This window comes from Achromobacter sp. LC458 (assembly GCF_001005835.2).
Classification (GTDB): Bacteria; Pseudomonadota; Gammaproteobacteria; order Burkholderiales; family Burkholderiaceae_B; genus Achromobacter; species Achromobacter spanius_B.
The window spans coordinates 1-16,322 of sequence record NZ_LBHW02000026.1; the positions used below are offsets into that span (position 1 = coordinate 1).

Here is a 16,322-nt window from a genome sequence, read left to right on the forward strand (position 1 = left end):
TCAAGAATGAATTCCACGCCAAGCAGGCGTTGGGCCAAGCCGGCATCGATGTGCCGCGCGAAGTGATCGCCACCGATGCCGACGCTGCCGTGCACGCCGCCGACAGCATCGGCTACCCCGTCGTGCTGAAAATCGCGTCAGAGGATGTGGCGCACAAGACCGAGGCGGGCGGTGTGGCGTTGGATGTGGCCGACGCCCAGGCCGTGCGCGAGGCTCATGCCCGCATTCTTGCCAATGTGGCGCGCCACGCGCCTGGAGCCCGCATCGACGGCGTGCTGGTGGCGCCGATGCTGCGCGGTGGCACGGAAATGATCGCGGGCGTGTCGCAAGACCCGGTCTTCGGGCCGATTGTCATGGTGGGCATGGGCGGCATCTATGCCGAAGTGCTGAACGACGTGGCGGTACAGACCGCGCCCGTCACCGAAGACGAAGCGCTGGCGATGATCCGGTCATTAAAGATGTTCCCGATCCTGGACGGCGCGCGTGGGCGGCCCAAGGCCGACGTGGAAGCCGCAGCACGCAGCGTGGCGCGCTTGTCGGAATTTGCCTACCGCCATCGCGACGACGTCGCCGATATCGACATGAACCCCATTCTGGTACGGCCCGAGGGCCAGGGCGTGGTGGTGCTGGACGCGTTGATGATTCCGCGCGCCACGCGTGCCTCTACACCCGCAGCCGAGCCCGCAGCCGAGCCCGCAGAGCAAGGACAAGCATGCAATTCGAACAACAGGTAATCGTTCCCGACCCCGCCTCGGGCGTCGAGGTCTACCGGCAACACGCGCGCAATTGGCTGCGCGCGAATTTGCCGGACTTCATGCGGGCGGACAGCCCGGACTGGCGCGCCCCCACGCTGGCCGAAAGTAGCGCCTGGGAAGCGGCCATGCATCAGGCCGGCCTGGCGGGCATGACCTGGCCCAAGATCTATGGCGGCCACGGCCTGACGCTGCGCGAACATCTGGCGGTGAACAAGGAAATCGGCGCGCTGCCGATGCCGGAAAGCGTCAGCTCCATCGGCAAGGAACTGGCCGGCCCCATCATCATGGCCGTCGGCGACGATGCGCAGAAGCAGTTCTTCCTGCCGGAAATCCTGACGATGCGGCAATTCTGGTGCCAGGGTTTTTCCGAACCGGACGCCGGGTCGGACCTGGCGCGCTTGCGCACCAAGGCGGTCGCGGAAGGCGGGCATTGGCGCATCAACGGTCAGAAGATCTGGACCAGCGGCGCGGCCAAGGCGCACTACTGCCTGCTGCTGACGCGCACCGGCACCGTGGCGGACAAGCACCGTGGGCTGCTGATGTTTGCCGTGCCGATGGACACCCCGGGCATCCGCGTGGTGCCGATCAAGTCGATCGACGGCAAGGAGTCGTTTGCCGAGGTGTTCTTCGACGATGTGGTGGTGCCCGATAGCGCGCGTCTGGGCGCGCCGGATGAAGGCTGGAACGCCGCCATCCGCGTGCTGTCCATCGAACGCGCCACCAACCGCATGTACCGGCCGTGGCGCTTTGAATGCGAACTGCGGCAGTTGATCGCGGCGTGCAAATCCGACGCGCGTCTTGCGCCATCGTTGGACGACGGCTATGTGCGACAACGCGTGGGCGAAGTGGTGGCGCAGGTCGATGGCTTGAAGGGGCTGGTCGAACTGACCGTGGAACGCATGTTGCGCGGCGAATCCCTCGGCGCGCGCGGATCGCTGACGAAGCTGTATTGGTCCGAATGCCATCAGGCTTTTGCCGGGCTGGCGCTATCGCTGCTGTCGCAGGTGGGGCCGCATTCCAGCCCGCTGGCGCGGCGCGCGCACAAGGCCTTTACCAACGCGTACCTGTTTGCGCGCGCTGAAACGATCTACGCGGGCACCACTGAAGTGCAGCTGGATGTGATCGCGCAGCGCGTCATGAACCTGCCCAAGGATTTGACATGAGTAGCGAAGAACTGCGTCCCGAAGAGTTCGCGCAAGCCGCCGACGCCGCCATCACCGATGCGCTGTCGCGCGCGGACGCGCATGAGATGGCCGCCGTGCTGGCGCAGGCCGGGCTGTGCGGCGTGATGGCGGACGAGGCCGACGGCGGGCTGGGCCTGGACCTGGCCTTTGCCTTGCCGATTGCGCACGCGGCGGGCCGGCTGCAACTGCCCTTGCCGCTGGCCGAACAGATGGTGCTGTCCAAGGCGCTGGCGGGCACCCCGCACGCCGCCGTGCTGGTGGCCGGCGAGCGGCTGGCGGGCATCGCGTGGCAAGGCAGCGTGCAACAAGGTAGCGCGCGCGCGGATCATGGCCCGGCCGACTGGGTGCTGGTGGCCGATGGCGACGGCGCGGCGCTGCTGGACGTGCGCGATGCCGCGCAAGAACCCCAAGCGGCACTGGACCCCGACCACCCCCAGATCTGGCTGACGCTGGCCGGCGCACCCGTGCTGGCGCGGCTTGACGCGCAGGCCTGGCGCACGCTGGAAGCGTCCGCGCAACTGCTGCTGGCCGAGTTCGCCAACGGCGCGGCCGAGGGGGCATTGCAAGCCGCTGCGGGCTACCTTGCGACCCGCGTGCAATTCGGCCGTCCGCTATCGGCCAAGCAGGCCGTGCGCCATCTGCTGGCACGCATGCGCTTGCTGCAAGACGTGTCCAGCGCCGCGATCCGCCGCGCGATGAACACCGATGAATTCGGTGCGCCGCGCGACACCCGGCCCGCGTTGGCGAGCGCCGTCGCCAACGCCGCTTTCGTCATTGAAAAATCCATCCACCTGCACGGCGGCATGGGCTTTACCTGGGAGCTGCCCTTGCACCCCGCGCTGCGCGCGGTGCGCAAGCTGGACGCGGCATTCAGCGGCGTGTCACGCGCCGTGGGCCGCGATTTCATTGAATCGGTGTAGGAAGAAACCATGCAACAAGATCTGGCTGGGCGCGTGGCGCTCGTCACCGGCGCAGGCGCCGGCATCGGCCGCGCCACCGCCCGCGCGCTGGCGGCGCGCGGCGCCATCGTGGGCATCAACGACTTGAAACAGGAACAGGTGGACGCGGCCGTCGCCGACATTACCGCCCATGGCGGCAAGGCGTTTGCGGTGGTGCAGAACGTGGCATCGCGCGAAGGCATCGCACAGGCCGTGCGGCAGGCGGCCGAATACGGTTCGCGCTTTGACATCCTGGTCAACAACGCGGCCTGGGTGCGCTACCAAAGCGCGGCCGAGATCCAGGCCGACACGATGGACCGCATGCTGGACATCGGCTTCAAGGCGGTGATCTGGGGCATCCAGGCCGCCGCCGAGGCGATGGACCCGGAACGCGGCGGCGCCATCGTCAACGTGGCGTCCACCGCCGCCCTGAAATCCGCGCCCGCGTCGATGGTGTATTCGGGCATCAAGGCGGGCGTGCTGGGCATTACCCGGGCGGCGGCGGCCGAGCTGGGCGGGCGCGGCATCCGCGTCAATGCGGTCTGCCCATCGGCGGTGCCGACGGAAGGCACGCAGCGCAACCGCAACGCCGAACGCGACGCGCGCCGCATCGCCAGCACGCCGCTGGGGCGGCTGGGCACGGTGGAAGACGTGGCCGGCGGCATCGCGTTCCTGGCCAGCGACGAAGCGCGCTTCATCACGGCGCAGGCGCTGGTGGTGGACGGCGGCATCACGTTCACTACGCTTTGATGGATACGGTTCTGTTGACCGGCGCGGCCAGCGGCATCGGCCGCGCCACGGCCTGGCATCTGGCCCGACTAGGCCACCGCTGCGTGTTGGTGGACCGCAATGCAAAGGCGCTGGAGGAATTGCTGGCGCAGTTGCACGCGGCGAAGAAGGCGAATGTGGACGCCGATGCCGATGCCGATGCCGATGCCGACTGCGTCGCCGCCCCAATCGCAAGGCCCTCGCGCACCGGAGCCACGGACCGGTCCGCGCCGCAGTCCCAGGCGCCCGCCACCGCCCACGTCGAACATCTTGCCCGCGTCGTCGACCTGACGGACCCCGAACAGATCCTGGCGCTGGCCGACGGCATGCCGACGCTGAACGCCATCATCAATAACGCGGGGATGACGGACGCCAGCAACCTGCCCATCGTCGAACAACATGACCGCGACTGGCAGCGCTTGCTGGACCTGAACCTGCATGCGCCGCCCCGGCTGCTGCGCGCGCTACAGGGGCGCTTGGCGCCGCACGCCCGTATCGTCAACGTGGCGTCGGGCGCGGGGCTGCATGCCATTCCGCTGCGCGGCGCGTACAGCCCAAGCAAAGCCGGCTTGATCGCGCAGACGCACGCGCTGGCGCGCGCGCGGCCCGACCTGGGCGTCAGCGTCTTGTGTCCCGGCTTCGTGCAAACGGAATTGGTTGACGGGCTGATCGCAAGCGGCCGCCTGGACCCGGTGCGCGCAGTGGCGAAGATTCCGCTGGGGCGCCTGGCCAAGCCCAAAGAACTGGCCTGCGCGCTGGCGTTTCTGGCCAGCCGGGACGCCGCGAGCTTAAGCGGCAGCCGCCTGTCCGTAGACGGCGGGTCGTCTGTCTTTGGCGGCAGCCAAGCCTATGCCCCCAACGCCATCCCCGCCGTGCCCTGCGACACGCCTTTGTCGTTAACCGTGCACGGCGGCTGGCCCGGGCTGGGCAGCACGGATACGCGCGACGGCTACGCCGCCATCATCGACACGTCTGTGCTGCACAGCCCGCTTGGCGGGCGGCTGGCGGCCACCTTGGCGGCCGCGCAGCGCCATGGCGGCGGCAGTGGGCCGGGCAGCCTGACGCTGCTGCTGCCGCGCGCCGTGCAGGCGGATTTCCAAATGGACTCCCAGGCGGACTCCCACGCGCATTTCCAGCCGGATTTCCAAATGGACTCCGAAACGAACTCCCATGTGGACTCCCATACGAACTCTCCTACGGCCTGGGAACACGCGGGCGACGACGCGGCCGCGCGGATGCTGATCGCCACGCTGGCCTGTGAATGGGGGCCGCGCGCGCGCCGCATCAATGCCGTCGAAGTGGACGCCGCCAACCCGGACGCCGCGCTGAACCCCCTGCTTCGTTTCGTCGCGGGCGCCGAAGCTCAATACCTGACAGGGCAAACGCTATGCACGCGCTGAACGATCCCGCCGCGATCAAAGCCCGATTCATCGCCGCGCGCGGCTACTGGCGGCCGTGGACCGAGGCGCTGTTGCATGCCAACCCCGCGTTCTTGTCGACCTATGCCGAGTACGCGGGCTATCCGGCGCGCACCGGGCCATTGACGCCGCGCATGGTCGAGCTGATCTACGTGGCGCTGGACACGTCCCCCACGCACCTGTACGAAGCGGGTTTGACGACGCACCTGAAGCTCGCCCTTGCGGCGGGCGCCAGCGAGGCGGACGTCTTCGACGTGCTGCACCTGGTGACGTTGCAAGGCCTGGTCGCCGTGCTGCAAGCGGCGGACGTGCTGGACGAGGCCGCCCCGTCGGCGGCCCTGCCGCCGGATGATCAGCTTGCCGCCCGCATCCAGGCGCTATGGCCCGATCAGGCGGCCAGCCTGTTGCGACTGGCGGCGCAGGACCCGGGTTATGTGGCCGTGCTGCTGGATTTTGTGGAAGGCGGCGCGCCGGCAGGCGGCCTTAGCCATGCCGAACGCTTGTTGGTGCGCATTGCGCTGCACGCCGCGTTCACGGAGGGCAACCGCAGCGCATTGCAGGCGTTGATTCCGCATGCGCTGACGCAAGGCGTGACGCGCGCGGAGATACTGCAAGTCATTCAACTGGGCGCGCACCTTGCGGTGCATGGCGCGTCATTGGGCGCCACGGTGTACACGAAGGTGGTCGCCGATAACAGGAACGGGCCCGGCAAGGCCGACGCAAGGGCTTGACCGGATCCTGCTGCCTGGCTCAGGCCTGCCCTTCCCGCTTGGCGCGGGCATGCGGATCGTTGATTTCCGTTTCCAGTTCGGCAATCAGCCAATCGAACCAGCCCTTCTCGGTGCGGGCATACACCACGGCGGCGGGCGTCTTGCCGTCGCGCCAACCGGGTTGATGGGTGTCCATCCACGACGCCAGGCTCTTGTGCGGCGCCAGCAGCCCCGACAACCAGTTCCACAGATAGTCCGGCACGTTACGGCGAAAGCCCTTTGCGCTGGCATACAGCGTGGGCTCCAGCGGCAGGCTGCCAGAACGGGCCAGCTTGGCCTGCACCCGGCGCAGCGTTTCGGCCGCCGCCTGCAATTGTTCGGTGCTGAGCTTTTTCACGTAGGAGACTCCTGGATTGGGGTTGGCGGATTATCGCCGGAGGAAGCCGGCGTTTCCAAGCGCGGCGTTCAGCGTTGGCCGCGAGGCGGCGTCAGCGCCATCAGCGCCGTGGCCGCAAAGCGCGCCCCCGGTTCCAGCACCTGCATCCCCGTGCGGGTTTCACCGGCCGCCGCCAGGTTGAACGCGTCGGCCACATTGGTGACGGGTTCCACGCACAGAAATTGCGATCCCGGCGCGGTGTAGACCACGACATGGGCAAAGGCCGGGTCCGCGTGCAACGCCAGTTCGTGCCCGTCCGCCCAGTGCAGCGTGGCGCGCCCCTCCCATTGCGACAGATAGGTATCGCAACCTTCGGCCGACCAGCGCAACTCGCGCACATGCTTGACCCGGCTGCCCGTGGGCAACCCGTCGGCATCGGCGGGCCACACGCGCCGCGCGTTCAGTGTCACGCGTTCGGCGGTGAAGTACGGGTGGATGCCCAGGCCGCAAGGCATGGCGGAATCGCCCTGGTTGATGACGCTGAGCGACAGGCGCAAGCCGCGCGCGTCCAGCCGGTAGCGCTGAACGCATTCGAACGGCCAGGGCCAGCCCAGCACGCCCGCCGGCTGGGCCAGCACCAGGTCGATGCTGTCGGCTGTGTGATTGCGCACCTGCCAGGGCTGAAACAGGCCCGCGCCGTGGATGGCTTGCGGCCGGCCGGGCACGGATTGCAGCGCGTGGCGCGCGCCATTGAACGTGAACACGCCGTTGCGGATGCGATTGGAATACGGCACCAGCGGGTAGGAGCCCGCGCGGGGCCATTTGCCGGCCGCCCACTCGGTGGCGGTCAGCGGCACGATCCAGTCGTGCGAGCCCGTGGACAAGCGGGTCAGCCGCCCGCCGCCACCCGGCGCGAACTCGGCCTGATGCGCCCCGCTGGAGATCGTCACGCGTTCGGCCGCGTTAATGGGGTCAGGAAATGGCGGGTCGGGAAAAGCGGGATCGGGCAAAGCGGGATCGGGTAAGGCGGGGTCGGGAAAGGCGGGGTCGGGAAAGGGCAAGTCCGGCATCTGGTGCTCCAACGGCCAACACAAGACCGCATCGTGCGATTGTGCCGTCGGCGGCCGGGCGCGGCAAATCCATCCTGCTTGCCCCCGCACGCGCCCGCTCGCCCCGATACAATCACGGGCATGAATTCCGCAACACAACTCACCGCCGCCGAGGCCCACGCGGGCCACACCCCCATGATGCAGCAATACCTCCGCCTGAAAGCGGAGGCCGGCCCCTTGCTGCTCTTCTACCGCATGGGCGACTTCTATGAAATGTTCTACGAAGACGCCGAGCGCGGCGCGCGCCTGCTCAACCTCACGCTGACCAAGCGGGGCTCGTCCAACGGCACGCCGATTCCCATGGCGGGCCTGCCCGTACACGCCATGGAGCAATACCTGGCGCGGCTGGTGGCCATGGGCGAATCCATTGCCATCTGCGAACAGATCGGCGACCCGGCCGCCTCCAAGGGCCCCGTCGAACGCCGCATCGTGCGCATCGTCACGCCCGGCACACTCACCGATGACGCGTTGCTGCCCGCCAAGGCCGACCGCGCGCTGGCGGCCGTGTTCGTATCGGGCAACGCCCGCGCGCCGCGCGCCGGCCTGGCGTGGTTGAACCTGGCCAGCGGCGAATTCCGCGTCACCGAATGCGCGCCCGCGCAGCTGGAATCCGAACTGCACCGCATAGCGCCGGCCGAGATCGTCTGCGCCGACAGCGCCGCGTTCGACTTTCCTTTCGACGGCGCGCGCTCGCGCGTGCCGGACTGGCATTTCGAAAACGATGGCGCGCGCGCGCATCTGCTGGCGCACTTCAAGACCGACACCCTGGCGGGCTTCGACATCGAAGACATGCCCGCGGGCATCTGCGCCGCCGGCGCCCTGCTGCGCTATGCGGCGCGCACGCAATCGCAGGCGCTGGCCCACGTGCAAAGCCTGTCCGCCGAACGGCCGGGCCAGTACGTGCTGCTGGACCCGGTGACCCGCCGCAACCTGGAACTGACCCAAACGCTGTCGGGCGAAGACGCCCCTACGCTGTTCTCGCTGCTGGACGGCTGCCGCACGCCGATGGGCAGCCGGCTGCTGCGCCGCTGGCTGCATCACCCCTTGCGTGAAAACGATCAGGCGCTGGCGCGCCAGCAGGCCATTTCGGCGCTGCTGGCGGGCCGCATGGATGTTGAGCAGACCTTCGGGTCCGCCAGTGTGCTGGAATCGCTGCGCGCCGCGCTGAATGCGTTTCCCGACATCGAACGCATCGCGGCGCGCCTGGCGCTGCGCTCGGTACGCCCCCGAGAACTGGCCAGCCTGCGCGATGCGCTGCAATCGCTGCCCGCGCTGCGCGACCTGGTCGAACCCATGGCAGCGTCGCCGCGCCTGGGCGAACTGATCTCGCACCTGTCCGTGGACCCCGCGCTGGCCGCTTTGCTGGTGCGCGCCATTGCGCCGGAACCGGCCGTCGCCATTCGCGACGGCGGCGTGCTGGCCGCCGGGTTCGATGCCGAACTTGACGAGCTGCGCGGCCTGGCCGCCGATGGCGGCGATTTCCTGCTGCAACTGGAAGCGCGCGAACGCGAACGCACCGGCATCAGCAACCTGCGCGTGGAATTCAACCGCGTGCACGGCTTCTATATTGAAGTGACCAAGGGCCAGACCGCCAAGGTGCCCGAAGACTACCGCCGCCGCCAGACGCTGAAAAACGCCGAACGCTACATCACGCCCGAACTTAAAACGTGGGAAGACAGGGTGCTGTCCGCGCAAGACCGTTCGCTGGCGCGCGAAAAGTGGCTGTTCGAGCAATTGCTGGACGTGCTGGCCGAACACGTGCGGCCGTTGTCGGACTGCGCCGCCGCGCTGGCCGAGCTGGATTCCTTGTCCGCCCTGGCCGAGCACGCGCGCCGCCACGACTGGATCGCGCCCGAGCTGTCCGAGAACGCCGACATCGACATCGACGCGGGCCGCCACCCCGTGGTGGAACACGCCATTGAACGCTTCACGCCCAACGGTTGCCGGCTGGACCCGGCGCGTCGCATGTTGCTGATCACCGGCCCGAACATGGGCGGTAAGTCGACGTACATGCGACAGGTGGCGCTGATTGTGCTGTTGGCCCGCATCGGCAGTTTCGTGCCGGCCGCGCGCGCGCGCATCGGCAAGATCGATCGCATCTTCACCCGCATCGGCGCGGCCGACGACCTGGCGGGCGGGCGCTCGACCTTCATGATGGAAATGACCGAGGCCGCCGCCATCCTGTCGGCCAGCACGCCCAACAGCCTGGTGCTGATGGACGAGATCGGTCGCGGCACGTCCACCTATGACGGCCTGGCGTTGGCGTGGGCCATTGCCTGCCGCCTGCTGGCGCACAACCGCGCACTGACCCTGTTCGCCACCCACTACTTTGAACTGACGCGCCTGCCGGCCGAACAACCGGCATCGGCCAACGTACACCTGGCCGCCGCCGAATCCGCCGCCGGCATCGTGTTCCTGCACGAAGTGCGCGAAGGCCCGGCCAGCCGCAGCTACGGTATCCAGGTGGCGCAACGCGCGGGGGTGCCGGCCGCGGTCATCCGCCAAGCCACGCGCGAGCTCGAACGGCTGGAGGCGCAAGGCGCACCGACGCCGCAACTGGGCCTGTTTTCAGCGGCGGCGGACGCCGACGCGCACGCCTACGCCCAGGCTGATCGCGACGACGCCATCGAGGCGCTGGACGCACTGCGCGAAGAACTTGCCACGATCGACCCCGACAGCCTCACCCCGCGCGAAGCGCTGGACGCCCTCTACCGCCTGAAGAAGCACCTTCAATGAACCTTGACCGACCCCTGCCGCTGCTAGGCGACCAAAGCCCGAACGACTTCATGCGCCGCTACTGGCAGCGCAAGCCGCTGCTGATTCGTCAGGCCATCCCGGGCTTTCAACCGCCGCTGACCATCGCCGCCATCAAGAAGCTGGCGCGACGCGACGATGTGGAATCGCGCCTGATCTGGCGCGAAAACGGCGAATGGCAAATGGAGAACGGCCCCTTTGCGCGCCTGCCCAAAGACAATGAGGGCGACTGGACGCTGCTGGTGCAAAGCGTGGACCTGCTCAGCGACGCCGCATCCGAACTGATGGGCTTGTTCCGCTTCATTCCGGACGCCCGCCTGGACGACGTGATGATCAGCATCGCCAGCCATGGCGGCGGCGTGGGCCCGCATTTCGACAGCTACGACGTCTTCCTGCTGCAAGCGGCGGGCGAACGCGAATGGCGCTATGGCCGGCAAAAAGACCTGTCGCTGGAACCCGGCCTGCCGCTGAAGATCCTCAGCAACTTCCAGCCCGAGGAAAAGGCCGTGCTGGCGCCGGGCGACATGCTGTACCTGCCGCCCCAGGCCGCGCATGACGGCGTTGCCATGGGCGATGGCTGCATGACGATCTCGATCGGCTTTCGCGCGCCTACGCAGGCCATCCTGGCGCGCGGGCTGCTTGAAGCCGCCGCCGACCAGGTCATGGCGCGCGTGGGCTTGCTGGGCGGCCCGTATGGTGAACCCGCCCTGCCCGGTCCGAAGCTGTCCGCCGTCTACCGCGACCCGGGCCAACCCGCCGTCGACACCCCGGCTGCGCTGCCGGATGCGCTGGTGGCGGCCACGCTGGAAACCGTGGAAAAACTGCGTTTTGACGATGCGCTGGCCTCGCGCTTTCTGGGTTGCTGGCTGACCGAACCGCACAACCAAAGCGTCTTCGACGCGCCCGAAGACGTGCAGGTGGATCTGGAAGAAGACTGGCCCGCCTCCGGTCGCCTGGTGCTGGACCGCCGCAGCCGCATGCTGTATCGCGGCAAGCAGCTTTTCATCAACGGCGAAACCGCCATGACGCCCGCCGATGCCGCGCTGCGTACGCTGGCCGACGCTCGTAGCCTGGACTGCGCCGACTCCGCCTGCGCAAAGCTGTCGGAAGAGGCCCGTTCGTGCCTGGCCGATTGGCTGGACTCCGGGTGGATTCATTACGTGGCGGCGTAGTATCCGGACACGCCCACGTATCGGATTCGGACAGAACGCAATCAGATCCATGCGTGGGGACACATAAGGAAAGAGATAACACGAAGCTGAAAGGTTTGTTGCCGTTGGGATGCGACCTATTTAACTTTCACACGCGCTGCGCCGTCAGCTTCCTGTAGCCTGACTTCTGGTTTCCCCTAAGGGGGTTTCAAGAGTCGTCATCTACAGGAGTCCAAAAATGATGAGCAAAACCTTGATTATTGCTTCGGTGCTGGCCGTTGCGCTCAGCGCTTGCAACAAGAAGGAAGATGCCCCGGCGGCGCCCGCGACCACCCCTGGCGCCAGCACGCCCGCCCCCTCGACCACGCCTCCGGCCACGTCGCCGGCCCCGACTTCGCCTGGCACCACGCCTGGCGGCGGTTCGAATACCCCGGGCGGCTCGACCACCCCGGCGTCTTAATAAAACAGAGACGAACCCCCGCTCTGAAGACGCAAAAAAGCCCCGGCAAAAAATTGCCGGGGCTTTTTTGCGTCAGGGCGCGATGCGTGGCGGGAAGAGCCGTGCGCAGCGGCGATGCCCTGCCGATCAATGGCATCGGCTGATCCGTCCGCCCCCAGCCAGGGCGGTGCGGCAAAGAAAAGGCCCCCATCCGGGGGCCTTGGGCATTGCCGGCCGGCGCGCATGGCACCGGCCGAGATCGCCTGATTACATCTTGTCCTTCAGCACGCTCAGCAGGCGCTGGGCGGTAGCGCTGCTGTCGCGCGCACCGTTGGCGTCCAGCACCGTCACCGTGGTCTGGTCGCCCGTGGCGGCCAGGTGGATGCGGAACTGAGGCGCTCCGGCCTTCTTGTCGCCCGAGAACATGCGGCTGAAGAAGCCCGGCTGCTCGTTCTTTTCGCCGGTGTCGGTATCGACGTAGCGCACGAAGTAGTCGCCCGTGGAGCGGTCGCGGTCGTCAACGGCAAAGCCGCCGCCGTCCAGGGCCACGCCAACACGGCGCCAGGCGCGGTCGAACGATTCAGCCACCAGCAGCGAGGCGCCTTGGGAACGGACGTCTTCCTGCACGGCCGGCTTTTGCGGCGAGGCTTCGGCCTGCTGCACCAGCTTGCGGGCGTTGTCCACGTCGGAACCCAGGTAGACCATCATGCGCGCCAGCATGGCGGCGTTCAGGCCCGGATCTTCCTTGCCGTTCTGCCACTGCACCTGGCCGCCGTCGGAACCGACGCGCTTTTCAAGCATCTGGCGATGGCTGACGTAGACCTCGGTGTGGCCGTTCACGCGTTCGACGCGGGTACGGAATTTTTCACGTTCGCCGCTATCCCAGGCCGATTCCAGCACGGCGCCCAATGCCTGGCGCAACCAGCTTTCCGGAATCTTGGCGCGGTTTTCCGCCCAGTCGGTTTCGATCAGGCCGGCCGACGGGTTGTTGCTGGCCACGGTGAAGCCGTTTTCGGTCCAGAAGTCGACCAGACGCGGAAAGACGTCTTCCGGCGCGCGGTCAACAACGAGCCAGCGCAGGTCGCCGTCGCGTTCGACACGCATGTCCTGGCGGCCGGGCAGCACGTTGCTGGTCTTGGGCGCGGTGGCTTGCGCCTGGCCCTGCTGCTGAAACTGCGAGTACGTCGTCGAGCCCGAAGCGGGCGCCCGATAACGCGGGTCGCTGTTGGCCTGAGTCAGATCCGGCGGGATGCTCAGAGGCTCTCCACGCTGGGTGACGGCGCTCTTGTAGTTGACGGATTCTTCATTGCCCAGGAATTGATTGACCTCGCTGCAGCCGGCCAATAACACCAGAGACATCAATGCCGACAAACCGGCATGACGTTTGTTCATACGTATCCTCACGATATTTAGAGCAGACCCGTTTCCTGGAGCGCGCGACGCACGACTTCGTGGTTCTGCGTACCCAGTTCAACCAGCGGAAGCCGGTAGCCCAGTGCGCTGCGGCCCATTTCGGCCAGCGCCCACTTGACGGGGATGGGATTGGCTTCAACAAACAAAGCCTTGTTCAGACGCGCCAGATAGGCATTAAGTTCACGCACCTTGGGCACGTCGCCCGCCAATGCGGCGGCACACAGGTCGCGCATGAGCTTGGGCGCCACGTTGGCGGTCACGGAGATATTGCCGCGCGCGCCCAGCAGGATCAGGGCGGCGGCAGTGGGGTCGTCGCCGCTGAAAACCTGGAACGTGTCCGGCGCTTCACGCAGCAGCAGGCCGCCGCGCGCGATGTCGCCGGTGGCGTCCTTGATGCCAATGATGCCGGGCACCTGCGCCAGGCGCAGGACCGTTTCATTGGTCATGTCGGCCACGGTGCGGCCGGGCACGTTGTACAGGATGGTCGGCAGGTCGACGGCTTCCGCGATCGCGCGGAAGTGACGGTACAAGCCCTCTTGCGAGGGCTTGTTGTAGTAAGGAACGACCGACAGGCCGGCCTGCGCGCCCACGGCCTTGGCGTGGTTCGTCAGGTGGATGGCTTCGTCGGTGGAGTTGGCGCCCACGCCGGCGATGACCGGGATGCGGCCCGCGGCATGTTCCACCGCTACGCGAATCAGCTCCGCGTGTTCTTCCATGGAAACCGTGGGCGACTCCCCGGTGGTGCCCACCACCACGAGTGCGTCGGTTCCTTCCTGGACGTGCCAGTCGATCAATGACCGGTAGGCAGCGTAGTCCAGGCTGCCGTCGGGCTGCATGGGAGTGACCAGGGCCACCAAGCTGCCCTGGAAATTAACGCCTGCGGCGGATGCAGGGGATGCCATAAATGTAGGGCTCCAACGCCCCGCGGCAGGATGCCCCAGGGCCAGAATCAAAGAAACCGCTGAGTTTAACGGATATTGGATGAAATCCTACAGAAACCACTGGACGATAGTCGTTCCAAGTTCATACACCGGGCGCATCAAAAGCCACAGCACATCCGTGACCAGCAGGACGATCACGATGACCAGCCCATACGGCTCTATTTTTGAGTATTGCCAGGCCAGACGGTTCGGCAGCAGGCTGAACAGGATACGTCCCCCATCCAGCGGCAGGATGGGCAGCAGGTTCAGCGCCATCAGCACCAGGTTGATGTTCACGCCCGCCACGCCCATCTGGAACCAGAACGATTCCTGCATGCCGGATTCCAGCATCAGCCGCAGCGAAAAGGCCCACAAAATCGCCATGAAAAGGTTGGCGGCGGGACCGGCCAGCGCCACCCAAAGCATGTCGCGCTTGGGGCGGCGCAGGCGCCCGAAATCGACCGGCACGGGCTTGGCCCAGCCGAACAACATGCCGGGGCTGCCCAGCAGTTTGGACGCCAGAAGAATTGCCATCGGCACCAGCAGCGTGCCGATCGGATCGATGTGCCGGGCGGGATTCAGGCTGACACGGCCGGCTTCATAGGCCGTGGGGTCGCCGAACATGCGAGCCACGTAGCCGTGCGCGGCCTCGTGCAGCGTGATGGCGAAAATGACCGGTATCGCGTAGACCGCAATGGTTTGGATGATGTCGTTCATGGCGAACCGGATTGTAGATGAGCCGCGTGCCGGCGGGGGCCGGCACGCAAGGGCAAAACAGTAAAAGGGGAATCAGGCAAGGCCAAGCGTGGCCGGGTCGCCGCGGCCCACGCGCACCACGACGGGATCGTCGCTGGTGAGGTCAATGACGGTGGTGGGGGACTGCGCGCACGCGCCGGCGTCGATGATGGCGGCCAGCTGATGATCATAGCGTTCGCGGATGGCCTCGGCGTCGTTCAGGGCCTCGGTTTCGTCCTTGGGGATCAACGTGGTGGACAACAGCGGCGCGCCGACTTGCTCGAGCAGGCCAAGCATCACGGCGTGATCGGGCACGCGTATGCCGATCGTCTTGCGCGACGGATGCGAGACGCGTCGCGGCACTTCCTTGGTGGCTTCCAGAATGAAGGTCCACGGACCCGGCGTGGCGGCCTTCAGCAAGCGATATTGCTTGTTGTCGACGCGCGCGAAATGGCCGATTTCAGCCAGGTCGCGGCACAGCAAAGTCAGGTGATGTCTTTCGTCCAGACCGCGTAGCCGGCGCAAGCCGTCCGCGGCGTCCTTGTCGTCCAGCCGTGCGACAACGGCGTAGCTGGAATCGGTGGGTACGGCCACAAGGCCCCCATCGTTCAGCCATTGGGCTGCCTGCTTGAGCAGGCGAGGTTGAGGATTCGCAGGATGAATAGATAAATACAGAGCCATGGGTTTATCCTAACACTCTTGAATGCCGCCCAGTAAAGCGCGGCGATGCAAAATGGCGGGAACGCCGACCCGCCCGGAGAAACAGTATGCGCCTCGATGACTCGCGCGAAAGCGACAATGTGGAAGACCGACGTGCCAGCGGTCCCCGTATCGGCGGTCGTGGAACCATCGGCATCGGTACGATAGTACTTGCCTTGGTGGCCATGTATTTTGGCGTCGACCCCAGCGTCGTCCTGCAAATGGCCGAAGGCCCGGCCACCACGCAAGAAGCCCCCGCGACCAAGCCTCCCGTCAACGACCCGCAAGCGCGCTTCGTGGCCAAGGTGCTTGGCGAAACCGAAGACACCTGGGCCGCCGTCTTCCAAAAGGATTTGAACCGCCAATACGTCGCGCCCAAGCTGGTGCTGTTTCGCGGCGCAACGCCCACGGCGTGCGGCACGGGCCAATCGGCGATGGGCCCCTTCTACTGCCCCGGCGACAGCAAGGTGTATATCGACCTGGCGTTCTTCGATGAACTGCAAAACCGCTTCAAGGCCCCAGGCGATTTCGCGCAAGCCTATGTGATCGCGCACGAAGTCGGCCACCACGTGCAGCACCTGCTGGGCATTTCGGATCAGGTCGACCAGCTGCGCCGGCGCAACCCCTCGCAGGCCAACGCCTTGTCGGTGCGCATGGAGTTGCAGGCCGACTGCTTTGCCGGCCTCTGGGCGCAGCGGGCCAACGCGGCGCGCAACATCCTGGAAGGCGGCGACGTCGAAGAGGCGCTGGGCGCGGCCACCGCCATCGGCGACGACCGCTTGCAAAAGCAGGCGCAAGGCTATGCCGTGCCCGACTCCTTCACCCATGGCTCGTCGGCCCAGCGTGTGCGCTGGTTCAAGCGCGGCCTGGAAAGCGGCAGCATCAAGCAGTGCGACACCTTCGGGGCCAGCGCGCTGTAGCCAGGCGCTGAAACCGGGCATCGCGCCCGGCAC

The 16,322-nt window shown here is 66.9% G+C and carries 16 protein-coding genes; 10 read left to right on the top strand and 6 right to left on the bottom strand.

Going from position 1 to position 16,322, the window contains the following annotated elements:
* The 6 genes from YH64_RS20015 to YH64_RS20045 all read left to right on the top strand — a co-directional run.
* On the top strand, window positions 1-734 hold a 734-nt coding region (locus YH64_RS20015), incomplete at its 5' end, for an acetate--CoA ligase family protein (protein ID WP_185975403.1).
* On the top strand, window positions 713-1,918 hold the full coding sequence (locus tag YH64_RS20020; protein ID WP_046805947.1) for an acyl-CoA dehydrogenase family protein: 1,206 nt from the start codon (window positions 713-715) through the stop codon (window positions 1,916-1,918). The genes YH64_RS20015 and YH64_RS20020, both read left to right, overlap by 22 nt.
* Window positions 1,915-2,859, top strand: a complete 945-nt coding sequence (locus YH64_RS20025) for an acyl-CoA dehydrogenase family protein (RefSeq protein ID WP_046805948.1) — start codon at window positions 1,915-1,917, stop codon at window positions 2,857-2,859. Before YH64_RS20020 ends, YH64_RS20025 begins: the two co-directional genes overlap by 4 nt.
* A 9-nt stretch (window positions 2,860-2,868) precedes the next feature.
* On the top strand, window positions 2,869-3,627 hold the full coding sequence (locus YH64_RS20030; RefSeq protein ID WP_046805949.1) for an SDR family NAD(P)-dependent oxidoreductase: 759 nt from the start codon (window positions 2,869-2,871) through the stop codon (window positions 3,625-3,627).
* Complete coding sequence (locus YH64_RS20040) at window positions 3,627-5,045, top strand: SDR family NAD(P)-dependent oxidoreductase (protein ID WP_046805950.1); 1,419 nt, start codon at window positions 3,627-3,629, stop codon at window positions 5,043-5,045. Before YH64_RS20030 ends, YH64_RS20040 begins: the two co-directional genes overlap by 1 nt.
* Window positions 5,033-5,794 carry a carboxymuconolactone decarboxylase family protein gene (locus tag YH64_RS20045; RefSeq protein ID WP_046805951.1) on the top strand — a complete coding sequence of 254 codons (762 nt, stop codon included), beginning with the start codon at window positions 5,033-5,035 and terminating at the stop codon, window positions 5,792-5,794. The genes YH64_RS20040 and YH64_RS20045 overlap by 13 nt, the downstream gene beginning before the upstream one ends.
* Window positions 5,795-5,813: 19 nt before the next feature.
* Here the strand turns inward: YH64_RS20045 and YH64_RS20050 are convergent, their stop codons facing one another.
* Window positions 5,814-6,170: a hypothetical protein gene (locus YH64_RS20050; protein WP_046805952.1), complete on the bottom strand. Its 357-nt coding sequence runs from the start codon at window positions 6,168-6,170 to the stop codon at window positions 5,814-5,816.
* 68 nt (window positions 6,171-6,238) lie between these two features.
* Window positions 6,239-7,210, bottom strand: a complete 972-nt coding sequence (locus tag YH64_RS20055; protein WP_370512767.1) for an aldose 1-epimerase — start codon at window positions 7,208-7,210, stop codon at window positions 6,239-6,241.
* Window positions 7,211-7,339: 129 nt separating this feature from the next.
* Between YH64_RS20055 and mutS the strand changes: the two genes are divergently transcribed.
* The 3 genes from mutS (at window position 7,340) to YH64_RS20075 (ending at window position 11,623) form a co-directional block, all read left to right on the top strand.
* Entirely contained in the window at window positions 7,340-9,994 is a 2,655-nt protein-coding gene (gene mutS, locus YH64_RS20065) for a DNA mismatch repair protein MutS (protein ID WP_082134551.1), read from the top strand.
* Window positions 9,991-11,184: a cupin domain-containing protein gene (locus YH64_RS20070; RefSeq protein WP_046805953.1), complete on the top strand. Its 1,194-nt coding sequence runs from the start codon at window positions 9,991-9,993 to the stop codon at window positions 11,182-11,184. Before mutS ends, YH64_RS20070 begins: the two co-directional genes overlap by 4 nt.
* 217 nt (window positions 11,185-11,401) lie before the next feature.
* Window positions 11,402-11,623 carry an endopeptidase gene (locus tag YH64_RS20075; protein WP_082134552.1) on the top strand — a complete coding sequence of 74 codons (222 nt, stop codon included), beginning with the start codon at window positions 11,402-11,404 and terminating at the stop codon, window positions 11,621-11,623.
* A 246-nt stretch (window positions 11,624-11,869) separates the two neighbouring features.
* Here the strand turns inward: YH64_RS20075 and bamC are convergent, their stop codons facing one another.
* From bamC to YH64_RS20095, 4 genes are all read right to left on the bottom strand, one after another.
* Window positions 11,870-12,994 (bottom strand): outer membrane protein assembly factor BamC, encoded by a 1,125-nt coding sequence (gene bamC, locus YH64_RS20080; RefSeq protein WP_046805955.1) that lies wholly within the window; start codon window positions 12,992-12,994, stop codon window positions 11,870-11,872.
* 17 nt (window positions 12,995-13,011) lie between these two features.
* The gene (gene dapA, locus YH64_RS20085; RefSeq protein ID WP_046805956.1) at window positions 13,012-13,917 is read right to left on the bottom strand and encodes a 4-hydroxy-tetrahydrodipicolinate synthase; all 906 of its coding nucleotides are present in this window, start codon (window positions 13,915-13,917) and stop codon (window positions 13,012-13,014) included.
* Between the two features lie 87 nt (window positions 13,918-14,004).
* A complete protein-coding gene (locus tag YH64_RS20090) occupies window positions 14,005-14,652 on the bottom strand; it encodes a site-2 protease family protein (RefSeq protein WP_046805957.1) in 648 nt (215 codons plus the stop codon).
* Window positions 14,653-14,724: 72 nt separating this feature from the next.
* Window positions 14,725-15,351: an L-threonylcarbamoyladenylate synthase gene (locus YH64_RS20095; RefSeq protein WP_046805958.1), complete on the bottom strand. Its 627-nt coding sequence runs from the start codon at window positions 15,349-15,351 to the stop codon at window positions 14,725-14,727.
* An 86-nt stretch (window positions 15,352-15,437) separates the two neighbouring features.
* Here YH64_RS20095 and YH64_RS20100 point away from each other — a divergent pair, with 86 nt between their 5' ends.
* Window positions 15,438-16,289, top strand: a complete 852-nt coding sequence (locus YH64_RS20100) for a neutral zinc metallopeptidase (protein ID WP_046805959.1) — start codon at window positions 15,438-15,440, stop codon at window positions 16,287-16,289.
* The last annotated feature ends 33 nt before the right edge of the window (window positions 16,290-16,322 follow it).

Bases quoted from the DNA above. Each gene is read 5' to 3' on its own strand.
- YH64_RS20020 (WP_046805947.1), top strand. From the start codon at position 713: ATGCAATTCGAACAACAGGTAATCGTTCCCGACCCCGCCTCGGGCGTC.
- YH64_RS20025 (WP_046805948.1), top strand. From the start codon at position 1,915: ATGAGTAGCGAAGAACTGCGTCCCGAAGAGTTCGCGCAAGCCGCCGAC.
- YH64_RS20030 (WP_046805949.1), top strand. From the start codon at position 2,869: ATGCAACAAGATCTGGCTGGGCGCGTGGCGCTCGTCACCGGCGCAGGC.
- YH64_RS20040 (WP_046805950.1), top strand. From the start codon at position 3,627: ATGGATACGGTTCTGTTGACCGGCGCGGCCAGCGGCATCGGCCGCGCC.
- YH64_RS20045 (WP_046805951.1), top strand. From the start codon at position 5,033: ATGCACGCGCTGAACGATCCCGCCGCGATCAAAGCCCGATTCATCGCC.
- mutS (WP_082134551.1), top strand. From the start codon at position 7,340: ATGAATTCCGCAACACAACTCACCGCCGCCGAGGCCCACGCGGGCCAC.
- YH64_RS20070 (WP_046805953.1), top strand. From the start codon at position 9,991: ATGAACCTTGACCGACCCCTGCCGCTGCTAGGCGACCAAAGCCCGAAC.
- YH64_RS20075 (WP_082134552.1), top strand. From the start codon at position 11,402: ATGATGAGCAAAACCTTGATTATTGCTTCGGTGCTGGCCGTTGCGCTC.
- bamC (WP_046805955.1), bottom strand. From the start codon at position 12,994: ATGAACAAACGTCATGCCGGTTTGTCGGCATTGATGTCTCTGGTGTTA.
- dapA (WP_046805956.1), bottom strand. From the start codon at position 13,917: ATGGCATCCCCTGCATCCGCCGCAGGCGTTAATTTCCAGGGCAGCTTG.
- YH64_RS20090 (WP_046805957.1), bottom strand. From the start codon at position 14,652: ATGAACGACATCATCCAAACCATTGCGGTCTACGCGATACCGGTCATT.
- YH64_RS20095 (WP_046805958.1), bottom strand. From the start codon at position 15,351: ATGGCTCTGTATTTATCTATTCATCCTGCGAATCCTCAACCTCGCCTG.
- YH64_RS20100 (WP_046805959.1), top strand. From the start codon at position 15,438: ATGCGCCTCGATGACTCGCGCGAAAGCGACAATGTGGAAGACCGACGT.